Here is an 18,062-nt window from a genome sequence, read left to right as displayed (position 1 = left end):
GAATATTATAATTGAGGCGTTTTATTTAAATAAACGAAATCATACACTGTTTTGAAAAAAAAAGGAATATGAGACTTAACATCGCTACTTTGCTTTGAGTAAAATCTCCCAATTTCTAACGAGAGTTGCTCTCTAAATACTTTCTCATTCCCACTCCAGTCAACGGGTGGCTTAATTTTTTCCCAATAATCATGCTCAGGTTGTTTCTCATTCTTAACTTTTTTAATTGTGAGCAAAGCCCTAATTAACTGATGCTTCCGTGTTTCATCAGACGTATTTTTAAACTCAGTTTTCCATGAATCTTGTAATTTATCTAAATCTGTACAATTTAAACAATGATTTATGCGATCGAGCGCTCTCTGTATGTTAAGGTTATTCTTCAAGTCTGGATCGCTACTAATTTTATCAGCCATATCCATATAAATACTATTCAGTTGAACAGGATTATCCTGATACATGGGATAATTAGGATAATCATCAAATATTGATTGAAGCTCAGGTGTGATAAAATATGCTTCTTTATGAATCAAACCTGTAATCCATATCCGGTGTAGTGCTGCATTTTGCGATCGCACCTCCGATTTTTCGTAAAGATCGCAAAAAATTGCTTCTGTATCGGGAAAAGGGTAATCATCAATCTTTTGCAGGTGCAAGTCCAAATCTATCATTGCAAAAAGTCGAGCGGGATCTAAATGTGAATTAGTGGTATCCTGTTCGTGTAATGTTAAAAGCTTGAAATAAGTATTTATTACACTTGCGCGATCGCCACAGTTGAAAAATTGTGGCAGCTTTTCTCTCCACCATCTCGGAACGCAAGCCTTATAAAAGTTGGCATCCGGCATTTCCTCCATTTTTTTATAAGCTTGAGGCGATCGCCTACCCTCGATATCGGAAATAGGGCCTTCGCATAGCACCACAATTCTGTTGTTAATTCTGGGAGATTGAAGAATTGCCTCACAATGTTGTTTTAGCTGTTCTGGATTAAGACTCATTTGTAATATTAGATTGTTGTTTGAGCAGTTTTGGCTCGATTTCTTTAACGTGAGCTGGTGTCAAAGCTTCACACAATGCGTAGGAGTGAGTTGCCAAAATATATTGATTGCTGGGCCCCCACTCTTGGAGGTCTGATATAATTTGATATTGCCAATCTGGATGAAAAGCAATTTCAACTTCATCCATCAAAACAATAGCATCTTCTATGTTGCGAGACTTGATCCATATATAAATGCTGAGTCTTTTGAGCTCGCCGTGACTTAAATCTCCTGGATATAGTTCTATAGTTTCACCATTTTTCTCTAATTTTAAAGTTACTGCCGAAAGGTCTTTGTCAATATTTATTGTTTTACAGCTTAATAAAAATCTTAATTCATTTACTAAGGTTTGATAGCTGTTACCATATTTACCTGTTTCTATAGCTTCTTTAAAATCTTTATCTCGAGCAGCTTTAAAGGCTTCAATGAGTAAATCTACAACCATAAAGTCATAAGTAAAAAATCCTTTTAGTTGAGATTTTGCTTTGTGAATTTTATCGAAATAATGCTCATTTGTTTGACTGTGACTTTTAAATAATAGTTCTCTAGTATATCTATCGAGAAATAGAAAAACTTGTGTGGAGGGAGCTGCTAAAAATATTTTATCTGAAAGTATGTTTAAAAAATCGTTGGTTTCTTTCCTATCTATATTATTTAAATGACAGAGTAAAGCTTCATTTTGCTGATCATTTGAGATTTTTTCACTTGAATAGTTACATATATATGTCATATTTTTTTCTGTTAAATATTCAACGATTTTTTCCCAAACTTCCTCATAGCTTCCATAGGTGGTTTTCAAATTCTTTAGGTTACTTTCAACTTCTTCTAGTCTGTGTTTTATTTCGTCTTGAAAAGTTTGAATTTCTTTAATAGAAACATTTTTTGTTGAGTTTACAACAGATATTAATGCTGAAACTCTTGAATTTGATACCAATTGTTGAATAAACCTAAATTCTCTTTGAGCCGTGGCAAACCTTTGTTGATTGTCTTCAATGTTTTTGATTTGATCTAATCTATCACTACTGAGTGTTAAACTGTTATTTACTGATTCTAAATCTGAAATTTGCTTTTCCATTACTTTAAATTGTGTTACAGGATAAAAAGTGATATCTTCTGTATTTTTGATTTTAACATTTAAAGAGTCGGACTTTTTTAGAAAAGAATCTTTGCACACAAAGAAAATAATTTGAACTATTTTTTCTCCATTCCAAATATCAATAATTGCTAAATTTTTTTTATCTTCTCCCTCACCCACTTTAAATCCTTGAATAAAGTTTTGTAAAAATAGTTTTTTATCGTCATCCACAGAACAGTGCAGCAATACAAAAATCAACTGCAACAGCGTACTTTTACCGCCACCATTTTGACTACCCAGCGGAAAAATATTAGGAACAAAATCCTTTTCAAAAGTGATGTCAATGTCCTTTAAACCGCGAAAATCAGGAACTTGAACTCGTAGCAAGTGCATAATAAACTCCTGGTGTTAGCTTGCATTTTTTATTGAAAGGCTGAGCCACAATTATTTTAGATTATAACTCACATCTTTTACTATTTTCATGAACAGGCAAGATGCCTGTTCCACAACATATCAATTTCTTGTGGGGTGGGCATCTTGCCCGCCCACTTGAACAGGCAAGATGCCTGTTCCACAACATATCAATTTCTTGTGGGGTGGGCATCTTGCCCGCCCCAAAGAGACTTATCTCTCGCGCTTTTACACCTTAAACTTCTCCACAATCCGTCTCATCGCTTCTTCCACATTCTCCCGACTATTAAACGCCGAAATGCGGAAATAACCCTCACCCGCCGCACCAAAACCAGAACCCGGAGTTCCCACCACATTGCAAGTTTCCAGCAACTTCTGAAAGAAATCCCAACTCGACAAACCGTGAGGCGTTTTTACCCACACATAAGGCGCATTTTTGCCACCAAAAACCTCGATTCCCGCCGCTGTCAATTTCTCGCGAATAATCGCAGCATTTTCCATGTAAAAATTGACTAAAGCCTGAATCTGTGCTTTGCCAGCCTCAGAATAAACCGCCTCAGCACCGCGTTGCACGATGTAAGAAACTCCGTTAAACTTAGTAGATTGGCGGCGGTTCCACAACTTCCAAATTTCGACATCGGAACCATCTGCTGCTTTTCCAGTCAAAGTCTTCGGTACAACTGTTAGCGCACAGCGAGTACCCGTAAAACCAGCATTTTTGGAAAAAGAACGAAATTCGATCGCACAATCACGCGCCCCTTCAATTTCGTAGATAGAATGCGGCAAACTCGGATCGGTAATATACGCTTCGTAGGCCGCATCGAAGAAAATAATCGAACCGTTAGCTTTAGCATAATTTACCCAAGCTTGCAAGTGTTCCTTGGTTGCAGTTGCCCCCGTCGGGTTATTCGGGAAACACAAGTAAATTAAATCGACTTTTTTGTCAGTGGGAATTTGGGCAGTAAAATTGTTTTCCGCTGTAATTGGCAGGTAAACTAAGCCGCCGTATTCGCCATTTTCGTTCGCATCTCCCGTGTGCCCAGCCATCACGTTAGTGTCTACATACACCGGATAAACTGGATCTGTAACTGCGATCGTGTTATTGTTGCCAAAGATATCGAGAATATTGCCGCAATCGCACTTAGAACCATCAGAAATAAAGATTTCCGAAGCATCAACATCGCATCCTCGCGACTTGAAATCGTGCTCGGCAATTTTCTCCCGCAGCCACTCATAACCTTGTTCCGGGCCGTATCCTTTAAAGGTATCCCGCGAACCCATTTCTTCCACCGCCGCCACCATCGCCTCCCGACAAGCAGCCGGTAGCGGTTCAGTCACGTCGCCAATCCCCAGGCGAATGATGGGCGCTTCGGGATTGGCTTCTGCATAGGCTTTCACCCTGCGCCCAATTTCGGGAAACAGGTAGCCGGCTTTGAGTTTGAGGTAGTTGTCGTTGATAGTTGCCATAGTTCGATCGCTACAAATGTCGTAGAATAGCTTACTCCCAATTGTCTCTCTCAAGCAGCAGCAAGTTCGGCAACGAGCAATGTACGGGATTTAACGGATGTGACGGATAGATGTTCAGCCAAGACAAAGATTTTCCCCACGGGGACACTCGAACACTCCACCAATCCGCCATTACAGGCAATCTGCGTAGTTGCTCAACAGCCATTGACCAAAAAATCAAATCTGCTTGTATAATCAAAATAGTGTGCAGTGCAGAAACAATTATGGACGAGATCGAGTACGCCAAACTCTATCAAGAACTGGCGGCAATTCTGGATGAGTTTAATTTGGGTTGGGTAGTTCAACAAGTAGCGGATACTGTAGAGATAGGCAAAGTAATTGAAGAGCGATCGCTCAAAAGAAAAACACCTCTGCTGAAGATAGAAGATTATACCGCAAAAGAACAACTTTTGCTGTTAATTGATGCTGTCGAACAAGCGACGGTTAACACTTCCGAAATGGAAGACGAAATTGCTTATTTCTTGAAAGTAGAATCAGAAACCTCTCCCCTCGGCACAAAAATTACCTTTGCCAATTCAGGTGGCGAAACTGCCAAAACAATCGAGTTTACTTCCAGCGTCACAGCCCCCCGCCACAAACAGGCGATCGGCCTCAAGCACTTGCTCGAGAAACTGCCCTCCGGGCCCAGCAACTACGCCATCAATTCCGACATTAAAAGCAAATTAAAAAGCTCGATCGATCCCGAATTTAACACAGCGGCAGAACAAGCCAGAATTTTTGACACTTACCTATTCACTATTCTGCTAAAAGCAGTGGCTAATGAAGGCGGTACTATTTATTACAACAATGTTTTAGACGACGAAACACCGAAATATTTAACATTTAGAAAAACGGCGGGAAAAATCCACGGAACTGCACATCCATACACTCATGCTGTTGTGGAATTTCCCGACAAACCAGCCCTGGAAGTTCACCTAGGAGTAAAAGTCCAAGGTAGAGCCGGAGTTTTGCACAACTGCAACGTTTTAATTTTGTACCAAAAAGAAGCGACTATCTGTCGCTTGCTCAACCGCGAACCCCGACATTCGCAGGTAATTTTAGCAGTAAAGTCGGAACACAGCACCTCGGAACTAAAACTAGAAATGGCGGGTGCTTTTATCGGATTAGCGTCAGATATTCGCTACGAAGGTGGCAGCTATTTCATTTCTAACAGTTACTCCCAACCCGTAGCAAAACTGCTAACTACCGCTCGCAAAAAATGGGAGCTCAACATTTTTCCTAGAGCCACAAACGATGTCCATCGGCTGATGTACTCGTTTCAAACTATCTTTAAAGACTTTAAGGCAAGAAACTGATTCAGTTAATACGATTTCACAAAAGTCTTGCTACATTTTTTGTGTGGGGTTTCGTTCCACGGGCTTATATCAAATCCGGTAGGATCGTTCAGGTAAAGTCTCCTTCAATCTGCCAGCAAATATAAGCACAATTTTCTGTTTTTCGGCACACAGTCAACAGTCAACAGTCAACCATCATTTGTTTTTCGGCACACAGTCAACAGTCAACAGTCAACAGTCAACAGTCAACTTTCCTAGATTTGCCCGATTAAATGTATCTGCTAATGTATCTGCTACATTAGCCAAGAAAATAATCTATCATGTTGCGAGCACCCGAACCTTACGAATAATGTTTAAGAAAGATAAATCTTCCCTGCTGTTTACCATCGGAGCCGCCACACTTCTGATCGGTTTAGGCTTTGTCACCTACTACCTCGTCATCTCCCGTGGGCCCGCCAAAGATTTGCCGGCGGGGGCAACCGTTGTCCCGCAAGATACGATGATGGCCCTATCCATCAGCACCGATGAATCCCAGTGGGATAGACTGCGAGAGTTTGGCACGCCGGAGTCAAAAGCTTCGTTTGAGAGGTTTTTAACGGAAATGCGCGATCGCCTCCTCACCAGCAACGGCTACGCCTACCAGCAAGACATTCAACCCTGGGTGGGTAACACGGCAATGGTGGCTTTTCTCCGCAACAAAATAGCTATACCAGCCCCCGCGCCCGCACCCAATGCCCCCCCATCTCCGCCAATTCAACAGTCAGTGGCAATTATCCTGCCAATTGCCAACCCGCTCAAAGCCAAAGAATTATTAGCAAAACCCAGACCTCTCAGCCAAGGAAAAATAGTTGAGCGTAATTACAAAGGCGTCCAAGTCACAGAAACTCAAGGCGTACCCGATCGCAATTTCTCCGTCGCGGTATTGGGCACCAACTATCTAGCAGTCACCACAGATCCTAGCGCTACAGACAGAATAATCGACACCTACAAAGGCGAACCTTCCCTAGCAAAAACCCCTGGCTATGCAGACGCCATAGACAAAATAAAAAGTCCGGGCGCCTTCGGTCAAATCTACGTCAATATGCCCGTTGCCACCGCCTATGCCGCCGCCAACTCAACCCGCGAAATTTCGCCAGAAAGCCTCGAAAAACTGCAACAAAATCAAGGATTTGCCACAACAGCGACGCTGGATGTAGAAGGAATTGCCTTCAAATCAGTCTCTTGGCTAAAACCAGATTCTACCAGAAGGATAGCAGTAGAAAATAATGCTCTAAAAATGGTTAACCGCCTGCCAAACAATACAATAATGATGGTATCCGGCGGCAACTTGCAGCGTTTGTGGCAAGACTACGTATTGGGAGCCGAGGCAAACCCGATTTCCCCGATTAATCCCCAAGTTTTACGCACAGGTTTAAAATCCACTACCGGCATGGATTTAGATAAAGACTTCATGAACTGGATGGCGGGAGAATTTTCTCTATCATTAATACCAGCGCCCGCCCAGAATCCCAGAGACAAATTTGCTGCCGGATTTGTATTTATGGTGGAAACAAACAACCAGGGCGCCGCCAACAAATCCCTGAAACAGCTTGATGAAACGATGAAAACTAAAGGGTTTAGAGTGGAGGAAATTCAAGTCGGCGGCAAACCGGCGATTAAATGGACATCGCCGTTTGGAGGGATTACGGTAACTCGCGGTTGGATGAACGATGTAGCGTTTATCACAGTAGGAGCTCCCGTGGTTGATGCGATCGTTCCGGCACCGAAAAGTCCGCTTTTAAGCAGCGAACTGTTCCAAAAAACTGTACGATCGCAACTTCAACCCCACAACGGCAATTTCTTCATCGACACCGAGAGTGCGTTTAATCCGAAAAACCTAGCTTTGCCGGAGTTTCCTCCCAACCAAAAAATGTGGATAGACGCCACGCGGTCGATCGGCGTTACAGCGGCCGTCATTGGCGATCGTACCACCCGTTATGACGCTTTTGTCGGTCTCAAAAAATCCACCCAATCCACTCCTTCTGCAAATCCTTCACGCAGTCTTGCTTCACCGAGCCCTGCTTCACCGCGCCCTGCTTCACCCAGTCCCTCGCCCACTGTCCAAACTTCACCCAATTAACTCTTAAATCCTTCCACAAATCCGCCTGCACAGCCCCTTAAATACCAACAGGGCGATCGATTAAAACCGAAAAGCAGCCGATCGAAATCAGCAATAGTGGACTGGAATACAAGAGGGCAATAGAGCCGGATTTAAGTAGTTTTACTTCACAAAACCTCACACAAAGAAACCCAAAAACCCGGTTTATTTTAAAAGCCGGGTTTCTGAACACCCTAACAATTTGACTTACTTATTACTGTCAGAATTTTAATTGCCTGCCATTAAAATATTTTGTTTACCAAAAATGCTCTTGGCCTCTTTTCCCGTCAGTTTTGGACGCAGAACCGGCTTTTTCCTCCCCCATAATTAGTTCATACTCTCAATAATAGTTAAAAAACTCGGTTGCTCGGCATCGGAGTGCCTCTAAGAAGGCAGTTTTTTTTTTATATGTCATGCGGAAGATACAGTTCCTAGGCATTTAGAGTTATATTTAGATTGTGGAGAAGATACGCTAAAAAAATTGCCCAGGCCGAGGCAAATTATACTCATTGACTCCTGAATGCACTTGCAGTCAGAAACCGGGGTGCTTCATAAATATAGCGTCTTCAACCGTTCCGAAAAACCTATGGAGAGCTTGGCATCCCTAGTCAGCACCTGTACAACGTCGGAACCTGCACTTAAGCGTGTTAACTGACGACGTTCATCTGGTCATGACACCGTGATGTAAACGCCTGCATTCTGCACTGTCGAAGGCGATTAACGAACGAGTCGACAGGTTTATAGCTAAGCGTATCGCTTTCCTAACCAGGGAACGTGAACATTTACCAGGCAAACCTTACTTAGTAATAAGACTGACAGAATAGCTCACAAATACCCCCTCGCAAAATGAGGGGTAGATTTCCAATCTTCTACGCAAATTGACCAGACACAGCACAGATGTGCAGATATTTAGTGACACAGCCGTCAACCAAGTTTTTTCTATAAATCCGGTTTCTTTACCTAATTTTTGTTTTATATATTTTACCCATTAAAAACCCATGAAAACCGCCAAAAATATTCAAATAAAGTCTAAATTCCTCTCAAAAGCCAGAATAAGCAAACTGACACTTGCTCTGCAAATAGTCTTAATAAATATTTACTTTTTGCAAGCAAAAGCCGAAGGTCAAACAATTGTTCCAGCGACGGACGGAACGGGCACTACCGTCACTCCCGCAGCGCAAAACGGAACTCCTGGGCAGCCAAGTCGCTTCGATATTCAAGGCGGACAATTATCGAGCGATGGAGCAAATCTTTTCCACAGTTTTACAGAATTCGGCTTGTCGCAAAATCAGATTGCCAACTTTATATCAAACCCCAACATTCGCAACATTTTAGCGGGCATAGGCGGCGGCAACCCCTCGATTATTAACGGCTTAATTCAAGTAACCGGCGGCAATTCTAACTTGTTTCTGATGAATCCATCCGGCATCATATTTGGCAACAGTGCCAGCTTAAACGTGCCGGCTTCTTTCACAGCAACCACCGCCACCGCTATTGGATTTGGTTCAAACTCGTTTAACGCCAACGGTAGTAGCACATACACATCTCTGACAGGCGCGCCCAATTCCTTTGCTTTTGGAGCCGATCAAGCAGGGGCAATTATCAGCACGGCAGACTTAGCCGTTAAGTCAGGGCAGAACTTAACCTTGGTGGGCGGCACCGTTGTCAGCACCGGCAGCGTTTCGGCCCCAGGCGGTCAAATTACCGTAGCATCAGTCTCCGGGACAAATTTAGTGCGCGTAAGCCAGCGAGGCAATTTGCTGAGTTTGGAAATCGAGCCGCCCTCAGCGACGAGCAGCATTGGAACAACGGTAACAGCTTCGGCATTGCCGATCGCCTTGCCCGAACTGCTCACAGGCATTGGTGAAACAAACGCTACAGGCATCAGCGTCAATGCCAGCGGTGAAGTGGTACTCACGGCGTCTAACCGAGCCGTAGCTGCGGGGGACGTTGCAGTAAAAAATGCAAACGCTCAGGCGATCGCCATTCAAGCCGCTAACAGCATTGCAGTCAGCGGAAACCTGACAAGTTCCCAAGGCGGTGCGATCGCCCTAGAAGCTAGGGGCGACATTCGCACTGTCGATATCGACTCCCACTCCGACACCACTGCGGGCGGCAACATCACCGTCACCAGCCGTACAGGAAAAGTAGAAACAGGCAATATCAACGCAAGATCGATCGACAAAAACAGCAACGCCGGAGACGTTAGTATTGCAGCACCCTCAAGCACCATCCAAACAGGGTTCATAGACGCCAACTCAGAAGAAAAACAAGGTGGCGAAGTCACCCTCAACGCCCGCAACGACATCGAAGTAACCCGTATCAACACCGAAGGCCGAACAGGCGGAGGGGATATTGACATTACAGCCGGCGGTAATTTCCGAGCTACAGGCACTTTCACAAACGATAACCACTGCTTGTCGCAAGCTTGCAGCATTTCCGCATCCACGACTGGTAGCGCTAATGGTGGAGATATCACCATTCGCCACGGCGGAGAAGCCTCGAACACTCTTTTCAGCGTCGGGCCAGACTATAACAGAGTCAACGGTACTGCTGGCAGCATTGCCACTGGGGGTCCAAAGAAGGAAAATGTTATTACACAGGGAGGTTATTTCAGCCCCAGCCCTCAGATAGTACAGCCGACCCAAATTAACATTACGGCTTCTTCAGTATCGCCAGCACCAACACCAGCACCAACACCAGCACCGACACCAGCGCCAACACCAGCACCAACACCAGCGCCAACACCAGCACCAACACCAGCACCAACACCAGCACCAACACCAGCACCAACACCAGCACCAACACCAGCACCAACACCAGCACCAGCGCCAGCGCCAGCACCAGCGCCGACACCAGCACCAACACCAGCACCAACACCAGCAGCGACACCAGCAGCGACACCAGCAGCGACACCAGCAGCGACACCAGCAGCGACACCAGCGCCCGCACCTATATTTGCACCTGTACCACCGCCCGCACCAGCACCCGCACCAGCACCAGCACCCACACCCGCACCAGCACCAGCACCAGCACCAGCACCTATATTTGCACCTGTACCCCCGCCGACACCAGCGCCGACACCGGCACCAGCGCCGACACCGGCACCAGCGCCCGCACCCGCACCCGCACCCGCACCTTTACAAACACTAACGCCGGCACCTGCACCCGCACCTGCACCCGCACCCGCGCCCGCACCCGCACCAGCGCCCGCACCCGCACCCGCGCCCGCACCCGCACCCGCACCCGCACCCGCACCCGCGCCCGCACCAGCACCAGCACCAGCCCCAGCACCCGCACCAGCGCCCGCACCCGCACCAGCGCCCGCACCAGCACCAGCACCAGCACCAGCACCCGCACCAGCGCCAGCGCCAGCGCCCGCACCAGCGCCCGCACCAGCGCCGATATCAAATAATTTGCCGCCGATCGCACCGACATTTACTCAAAATCCAGCACCAGTATCAAATAATTTGCCGCCGATCGCACCGACATTTACTCAAAATCCAGCACCAGTATCAAATAATTTGCCACCGATCGCACCAACATTTACTCAAAATCCAGTGGTTGCGCCTGCTGCTGCGCCCATAAATCTCGCACCGATACCGACACCGGATCTCGCAGCCAACCAGCCGCCGAGCACAAATCGTTTATTTTCCCCCAGCTTGCAACAGCAAAACCAGATATCTAATTCCTTGCAACAGCGCATTTCACCTCCAGCGTCTCCGAATCTTGAGGCTTCCCAGTTGCCAGCTAACCTCAGCGCCGTTATTTTTCCCGTCGAGGAGAGATTTACCAGTGAGTTTGTCGATTACCTAAATTTGCCATCAACAACTGCGATCGCCACCTTAGAAGATGCCCAAAATACCCTTCGCGGTGTCCAACAAGCCACAGGGATCAAACCAGCTCTCATTTATATCAACTTTGTACCCAGGGGTTCTACAGTCGATCGGCCTTACAGCAGTTCGTCCATCTTGCGCGTAGAACAGCAAATTCAAGCCTCTGACGAACTGGAAATGATGGTGATCACCCCCGAAGGTGTGCCCGTTCGCCAGCGCATCCCTGGAACCTCTCGCGCCGAGGTAATGGCAACTGTTCGGAAATTTCGCGATGAACTGACTAATCCGGTAAAGCGCAATACTAAAAGTTATTTGCCCTTGGCTCAGCAACTCTACCAGTGGATGGTAGCGCCGCTCGAAGCAGAGTTGCAAGCCAAAGGCATTGAGAATTTATCTTTTATCTCAGATATGGGGTTGCGATCGATACCGATGGGTGCGCTGCACGACGGCAAAGGCTTTCTGGTACAGCGTTACAGTGTTGGATCGATGCCAAGTCTGAGTTTGACGGATACCAGCCCCGCCAATTTCAAAAATACCCAAGTTCTGGCAATGGGGGCGTCGCAATTTCCAGAGATGAGTCCTTTACCTGCGGTGGAAATAGAAGTATCGACAATCACCCCGCAGCAGTGGCCGGGTAAGTCTTTCTTGAACGAAGCTTTCACCCTGGCTAATTTGAAATCGCAGCGGCAGCAGCAGCCTTTTGGGATGATTCACTTGGCTACCCACGCCGAATTTCGATCGGGAGACCCCAGCCAATCCTTTATTCAGTTGTGGGATACTAAATTGCGTTTGGATCAGTTGCGGCAAATGAATTGGCACAGTCCGCAAGTGGAAATGTTAGTTTTGAGTGCTTGCAGGACTGCTGTGGGCGATCGAGAAGCCGAGTTGGGCTTTGGCGGGCTAGCCGTGCAAGCCGGGGTTAAATCGGCTATGGCGACTCTTTGGTATGTCAGCGACGAGGGCAGTTTAGGATTGATGGCGGAGTTTTACGGGCAGTTAAAAACTGCTCCGATTAAAGCAGAAGCACTGCGGCAAGCGCAATTAGCGATGTTGCGGGGAGAAGTGCGAACTGAAGGAGGGATGCTGCATACTTCTGTTGGCAATCTGCCGTTACCCCCGGAATTGGCAAACACGACGAGTCAGAATTTCTCTCATCCTTATTATTGGTCTGCTTTTAGAATGATTGGTAATCCTTGGTAATAGGGTTTGTTTTAGTCGATCGATTGTTTGACTTTGCGGGCGATCGACTGTTAGCAAATTTTGCGCTATAACTGTCGCATAATTTTCGAGCGACAGTATTATATTATTATAAAAATCTTGACTTATCGGGAGCGGGAGTATGAGCATTGTTCCACGCGGCATGACAGTCACTGAGGCTTACCGGCTTTATCGGTCAGGTAACTTATTGGTTAACAGAAAGTATCAAAGAAAATTAATTTGGTCGATTGACGAAAAAGAAAACCTGATGGGAAGCATTTTAAAGGGATACCCAATTCCTTTAATTCTATTAGCTGAACGTCCTTTAATTCATGGAAGTGGCAAGTATGAAATCATAGATGGTATGCAGCGACTTAATGCTATTTGTGGTTTTATTGAAAATTTATTTTCATTTAACAAGAGGTATTTCGATCTTAACGAGTTCTCCTATGCTAAACAATTAGCTGATGAGCAAGTATTTGATACTGTAGAAAATTTTGATACTTTATCTAGAACAGAATGTGCGGACATTTTAGATTATCAGCTTGCAGTAACTATCTATAGCGCAATGGATGAAAGCGACATAACAGAGGTTTTTGGTAGAATAAATTCCGGTGGCAAACATTTAAGTAATCAAGAGAAACGACAAGCAGGTGTAACCACACCATTTGCAGAAGTGGTTCGTACAATTGCTATGAAGTTGCGCGGGGATGATAGTCCCAAAACGCTTCGCCTATTTGATATGCCGCAGGTTAGTATTGATTCCAAACCAAATAATCAAGGGTATGGGATTCAAGCAGAAGACACTTTGTGGTGCAAGCAAGGAATTCTTACAATATCTCAACTGCGTGACAGTAACGATGAAGATATGATCGCAGATATTTCAGCATCGATATTACTTAATGAGCCCCTCCCAAGAAGCAGAGAGAGGCTAGATAATCTGTATGATGAAGAGAGTAGTTACTTCCAGTCAATAGAGAATGCTCTTGCCATTTATGGCTCAAATAGACTAGAAGAAAATATTGTAAAAACTTTCTCTCTTCTGGCAGAAAGTATTGAAACATATAGCCAGGGTAACAAGTGCTAGGTAAATATCGTAAACTCAGGCAGTAGTAATCCAATTCCCCAGGCATTTTATACAATTTTCATGGCTTTTTTTGAATTAGTAATTGAATCAGAGCTTCTACCTGCTAATCCTCAAGGGATTATGGAGGCACTCAAAAATCTTCAAAATAAGTTAGATTTAAGCCATCGCTATGCAAAGATACAAGATCGTAGAAATAATATTAATCAAACCAAGGGATTGATACAAGACTACTTCGCAAAGCAAGATTCATCAACTTCGGGATACGGTGCAGAGTTGATACAAAATTTCAAAAATTCCTTACTTCGTTCTCGTATAGAAACTGCCAAGTATGAGTGCAAGCAAGGTTTCCTTGATCTGTCACCAACAAGTAGAAAACTAAATGATGGTTTACCCCAGAGACTTGTTGAGACAATTTGCGGAATTGCCAACTCCGATCCCGACACTGATGGATATATTTTCATTGGAGTAGCTGACAAAAAGGAAGATGCCGAAAAAATTAAAATTTTAGATGCAATTAATCCTATTGAAATCAATGATAGATATGTTGTAGGAATTGATAGAGAAGCTAAGGTTTTAGGTAAAACACTAGAGGATCATGTTGGGATATTAATTAATGCAATCAAAAAATCTGCTTTGACTGACACATTAAAGACTCAGGTTCTGATGAAAATTGATACTATATTCTACAAGGGATTCTCTGTGATCATCATTAATATTCCCTCTCAAAAAGCTATTTCATTTGTGGGCAAAAAAGCTTTTTTTAGAGAGAATTCTTCAACGGTAGAAGCTGAAGGACCAAAACTACTTGCTGTTTCTGAACGTTTCAAAAAAAGTAGTTGACGAAGATTAGAAAAGTCCGATCGCCCAAAACATCTTCCCCATCTTCAATCAGCTTCTAAATCGCCGGAATCATCCCCGATCGCACGCTTAACATCCTCTCAGCAGCGGCGGATGCACCAAAAGACCCCTAAAACCCAGGAAGTAGAGGGGGGGTACGTTTGACGTGTTTGTGGGCGTAAATGGCGCGATCGCCCCCTCAAGTGCAATTCCTAACCTCGTATCAATCTCCCTGCGGCAAATTCTCCAGCCAAACCTCTAAATCCTCGATCGACTGAAAATCTAACAATTCCTCTGCTAGAGTTTCAATTTGCTCGATCGACAAATCAGCAATTTTGGTGGTGATAGATTCCGGTAATGTTCCAACTCGCCGATTTAACAGACGGCGATTTAACTGACGTAAAATCAAGGCTCTTCCTTCTTGTTCGCGACCTTGCACAATCCCTTGCACAATGCCTTGTTCAATGCCTTGTTCGATGCCTTCTTCCTTAGCTTCCCGATAAAACCGAGTTTCCTCAAGCGTAATCCCTAACATCGCCTCTGCCTCCCTTCGGTTCAAATTTGTAAACTTGTAAACCAGTATCGTCGTCAGCATCTCTATTATGGCGCGACTCGCTGCCTCAGATTCCTCCCGCTGCGATCGCGCCAGCAACAATCGCGCCACTTCCGGCGTACTCGCTTCGTCGATCGTCGTCAAAGCCATCAGCGCCACCCCCAGCGGCAACTGTTCAATATCCCCCAACTCATCCAAATATACGCGATGCACCTGATTGCAGTTCAAGAGCGATCTATACGGATGCGTTTCTGATTGTTCAGTCGATCGACTCGGATAAATTACCACCGCTTCCCAATCTGTAAATCGCTGACGGTTGCGATAAAAATACAAAAACGACTCACCAAACAATCGCTCATAAAGCAATTCATCCCGCTGAAACTGCACCTCACAGAAATATACAACTCCCGGCTCAGCATCCGGCGGCAAAAACACCCCATCAATTTCAAACTTCGGTTCCTTCACAGCAACGGAGTCAAATCGATACTGTTCCGCATTCGATGGTGACTCTTCCAATAGCTCAAACAGCAGCGTCGGAGCTTCTTGAAATAACTTGTAAAATATTGAATCTCGACGCATTAACCCAACATCTCCTCTAACCTATGCAAATGCTCGAAGCGTCAGTCGATTTTAGATTTTAGATTTTAGATTTTAGATTTTAGATTTGACTCGCCTTGATAAATCTGGGAGGTTGAGCTTTAGTCTAAAATTTGGGGAGTATCCACAATGATTGTCGGGGGCTTCCGTTTTTTTGCTGGTTGCAAAAACAGCAAATGGGTAATCAGCTCAATCAATTCTAAAGGATTCCAGATAGCCCCAGATCAAAAAACATCCTATATTTTCAGTCCTAGACGCACTCCCGACCAAGAAACGGGGTTTTTTACTTAATCTTCGAGTACGAACGAAGGATTTTCCTAAAAAAACCAGGTTTCTGGCCCCCTCTGCGTAAGTCCTAATTTTGTTAATCGGCGATCGAATTTCGCCCATCAGCATTCCGTGTTTCCTCACTTGGAACTCGTCCAACCTCAAGCCCTCAGCCAGAATCAACAAGTGTGACTTGACGGGGAGACACTCGTCTGGTGGGTCAATAGTAGCTTGTTTGATGCGTCCGCGCGATCGCCCGCCCGTACCTCAACAACCGCCAAAAACTCATAATTGCCACAAAAATTCAAAATCCCAAACCCAAAACGGCCCAACCCCAGTACGATCAATCTAGTTAGCAAAAATAAGTAAAAACACTACCGGAGTAATTTTTATGGATCTGGTCGTACTCCAGAACTGGCTGGACAACATCTCCTTTGCCGTTTTGTTCTCCACAATGCTCATTTACTGGGTTGGCGCAGCATTCCCCGGCATTCCCTACCTATCAGCCCTAGGAACCGCAGGAATGGCCGTCGCCAACCTATCCATCGCCGCTTTACTCGGTTCTCGATGGATAGAAGCCGGCTACTTCCCCTTAAGCAATCTCTACGAATCCCTATTTTTTCTAGTTTGGGGAATCACCGCCATCCACCTAGTCGCGGAAAACATGAGCCGTTCCCGCTTAGTAGGAGTAGCCACATCCCCCGTAGCAATGGCAATATCCGCCTTTGCAGCCCTGACTCTGCCCGCCACCATGCAATCAGCAGAGCCCCTAGTACCCGCCCTCAAATCAAACTGGCTGATGATGCACGTTAGCGTCATGATGCTCAGTTACTCAACTTTAATGGTAGGAGCGCTACTGGCGATCGCCTTTTTAATCGTTACCCGCGGCCAAAAAATCGAACTCACCGGTAGTTCCTTCGGCACCAACAGCAACCGCAACGGCAACTACCGCCTCCAACGCCCTCAAAACCCCGAACCTCAAATTGCAGAAACCAGCGCCGACAGCGCATTAGCTTTCAGCGAACCTTCTTTCAACTCCAACAATAACGGTTTGGGCACCACCGCAGTGCTCGAATTAGCAACCGTTCAAACCCCATCAACCGCCCCAAATCAAACCGCAGAACTTCTCTCGCCCCAGCGCTTGAATCTAGCAGAAACTCTTGATAACATTAGCTATCGCATCATCGGTTTAGGATTCCCCTTACTGACAGTTGGTATTATTGCCGGTGCGGTTTGGGCTAACGAAGCTTGGGGATCTTACTGGAGTTGGGACCCGAAAGAAACTTGGGCGCTAATTACTTGGTTGGTATTTGCTGCCTACCTACACGCCCGCATCACTCGCGGCTGGCAGGGAAGACGCCCAGCAATTTTAGCAGCCACAGGTTTTGTGGTAGTTTGGATTTGCTATCTAGGCGTTAATCTGTTAGGCAAAGGTTTACATTCCTACGGTTGGTTTTTCTAATTCCCGATACACCAATCAGCCAAATAAGAACAGGATAAGTCAAAGAATCGGGATTAATATCATCTCCGGTTGTAGGGTGGGCAATTCCCACCTTACTCAACCAGCGAGTTTCTAATAATTAACTCCCTCTTCCTTCTTCCCTTTTTTTACCCGCTCGCGAAGTCGAAGGGCCTTCTTCCTTCTTATAACTTCGCCCTTCCTCACATCCGTTACATCCGTTACATCCGTTACAAAATCCGTTGCCGAACTTCCTTCATTCATTAAAATAAGGACAATTAATATGGACGAATCGCCAATATTTCCCCAAGAAGACGATGTTGTGTCTGCCCCTACCAGTGCTTTGATGTATCAATGTACATTCAAAGTCAGCGAATTTATGGCAATTATGCAGTCAAAATTGGTAGACGAAAAATTATTTTCAGAGGGTCTGGATTGCGAGTTATTAAGTGCTGGCAAAGACTGGACTAAAGGAAAACTTAGAATGCGTCTGGAGTTTATTCCCCTCGAACCTGAAATCAAAGAACAAAAAGCCCTTCCTGCCGCAGCAGAAAGATCAGATACCGTGCAAAACTACGCCGTAGATAGCTCAAATCAAACCGATATAGATGAGCCATTAAATCAATGTGACTCAACAGAAATAAATAATCATTTTCCTATTTCTAGGTATCCAGACCGTGACCCCCAAAGTATAGGAATGTGGAGCTAGGAAGGCAAAGACTGAGAGATTGGGAGAGGGGGATGATCCCCCTTCTTTGCTCAAAATCCATCGGT

The 18,062-nt window shown here is 45.2% G+C and carries 11 protein-coding genes; 7 read left to right on the top strand and 4 right to left on the bottom strand.

Translation table 11 applies throughout. From position 1 onward, the window contains the following. Positions 1-5: 5 nt before the first annotated feature. From QUA70_RS02575 to QUA70_RS02565, 3 genes are all read right to left on the bottom strand, one after another. A complete protein-coding gene (locus tag QUA70_RS02575) occupies positions 6-992 on the bottom strand; it encodes a hypothetical protein (protein WP_333344419.1) in 987 nt (328 codons plus the stop codon). Next, positions 982-2,499, bottom strand: a complete 1,518-nt coding sequence (locus QUA70_RS02570; RefSeq protein WP_333184296.1) for an AAA family ATPase — start codon at positions 2,497-2,499, stop codon at positions 982-984. The genes QUA70_RS02575 and QUA70_RS02570 overlap by 11 nt, the downstream gene beginning before the upstream one ends. A 246-nt stretch (positions 2,500-2,745) precedes the next feature. Further along, entirely contained in the window at positions 2,746-3,984 is a 1,239-nt protein-coding gene (locus QUA70_RS02565) for an LL-diaminopimelate aminotransferase (protein WP_333344421.1), read from the bottom strand. A 110-nt stretch (positions 3,985-4,094) separates the two neighbouring features. On the opposite strand from QUA70_RS02565, the gene QUA70_RS02560 reads away from it, so the two are divergent. The 5 genes from QUA70_RS02560 (at position 4,095) to QUA70_RS02540 (ending at position 14,415) form a co-directional block, all read left to right on the top strand. Next, on the top strand, positions 4,095-5,339 hold the full coding sequence (locus tag QUA70_RS02560) for a hypothetical protein (RefSeq protein WP_333344423.1): 1,245 nt from the start codon (positions 4,095-4,097) through the stop codon (positions 5,337-5,339). A 328-nt stretch (positions 5,340-5,667) separates the two neighbouring features. Then, positions 5,668-7,437, top strand: coding sequence for a DUF3352 domain-containing protein (locus QUA70_RS02555; RefSeq protein ID WP_333330477.1), 1,770 nt, complete (start codon positions 5,668-5,670; stop codon positions 7,435-7,437). 1,016 nt (positions 7,438-8,453) lie between these two features. Next, on the top strand, positions 8,454-12,491 hold the full coding sequence (locus QUA70_RS02550) for a CHAT domain-containing protein (RefSeq protein ID WP_333410296.1): 4,038 nt from the start codon (positions 8,454-8,456) through the stop codon (positions 12,489-12,491). A gap of 139 nt (positions 12,492-12,630) precedes the next feature. Then, complete coding sequence (locus QUA70_RS02545; protein WP_333344429.1) at positions 12,631-13,575, top strand: DUF262 domain-containing protein; 945 nt, start codon at positions 12,631-12,633, stop codon at positions 13,573-13,575. A 60-nt stretch (positions 13,576-13,635) separates the two neighbouring features. Next, positions 13,636-14,415: an ATP-binding protein gene (locus QUA70_RS02540; protein ID WP_333344431.1), complete on the top strand. Its 780-nt coding sequence runs from the start codon at positions 13,636-13,638 to the stop codon at positions 14,413-14,415. Between the two features lie 220 nt (positions 14,416-14,635). Here the strand turns inward: QUA70_RS02540 and QUA70_RS02535 are convergent, their stop codons facing one another. Beyond that, a complete protein-coding gene (locus tag QUA70_RS02535) occupies positions 14,636-15,544 on the bottom strand; it encodes an Rpn family recombination-promoting nuclease/putative transposase (protein WP_333344433.1) in 909 nt (302 codons plus the stop codon). A 676-nt stretch (positions 15,545-16,220) separates the two neighbouring features. On the opposite strand from QUA70_RS02535, the gene ccsB reads away from it, so the two are divergent. Both ccsB and QUA70_RS02525 read left to right on the top strand, forming a co-directional pair. Continuing rightward, positions 16,221-17,291 carry a c-type cytochrome biogenesis protein CcsB gene (gene ccsB / locus QUA70_RS02530; protein ID WP_333344435.1) on the top strand — a complete coding sequence of 357 codons (1,071 nt, stop codon included), beginning with the start codon at positions 16,221-16,223 and terminating at the stop codon, positions 17,289-17,291. 280 nt (positions 17,292-17,571) lie between these two features. Continuing rightward, on the top strand, positions 17,572-17,997 hold the full coding sequence (locus tag QUA70_RS02525; RefSeq protein WP_333330448.1) for a KGK domain-containing protein: 426 nt from the start codon (positions 17,572-17,574) through the stop codon (positions 17,995-17,997). Positions 17,998-18,062 lie beyond the last annotated feature (65 nt).

The sequence above is a fragment of the Microcoleus sp. LAD1_D5 genome (assembly GCF_036702115.1).
Lineage (GTDB): Bacteria > Cyanobacteriota > Cyanobacteriia > Cyanobacteriales > Microcoleaceae > Microcoleus.
This window is presented reverse-complemented; position numbering and strand designations above follow the sequence as displayed.

Bases quoted from the DNA above. Each gene is read 5' to 3' on its own strand.
- QUA70_RS02555 (WP_333330477.1), top strand. From the start codon at position 5,668: ATGTTTAAGAAAGATAAATCTTCCCTGCTGTTTACCATCGGAGCCGCC.
- QUA70_RS02535 (WP_333344433.1), bottom strand. From the start codon at position 15,544: ATGCGTCGAGATTCAATATTTTACAAGTTATTTCAAGAAGCTCCGACG.
- QUA70_RS02545 (WP_333344429.1), top strand. From the start codon at position 12,631: ATGAGCATTGTTCCACGCGGCATGACAGTCACTGAGGCTTACCGGCTT.
- QUA70_RS02560 (WP_333344423.1), top strand. From the start codon at position 4,095: ATGTTCAGCCAAGACAAAGATTTTCCCCACGGGGACACTCGAACACTC.
- QUA70_RS02575 (WP_333344419.1), bottom strand. From the start codon at position 992: ATGAGTCTTAATCCAGAACAGCTAAAACAACATTGTGAGGCAATTCTT.
- QUA70_RS02525 (WP_333330448.1), top strand. From the start codon at position 17,572: ATGGACGAATCGCCAATATTTCCCCAAGAAGACGATGTTGTGTCTGCC.
- ccsB (WP_333344435.1), top strand. From the start codon at position 16,221: ATGGATCTGGTCGTACTCCAGAACTGGCTGGACAACATCTCCTTTGCC.
- QUA70_RS02540 (WP_333344431.1), top strand. From the start codon at position 13,636: ATGGCTTTTTTTGAATTAGTAATTGAATCAGAGCTTCTACCTGCTAAT.
- QUA70_RS02565 (WP_333344421.1), bottom strand. From the start codon at position 3,984: ATGGCAACTATCAACGACAACTACCTCAAACTCAAAGCCGGCTACCTG.
- QUA70_RS02550 (WP_333410296.1), top strand. From the start codon at position 8,454: ATGAAAACCGCCAAAAATATTCAAATAAAGTCTAAATTCCTCTCAAAA.
- QUA70_RS02570 (WP_333184296.1), bottom strand. From the start codon at position 2,499: ATGCACTTGCTACGAGTTCAAGTTCCTGATTTTCGCGGTTTAAAGGAC.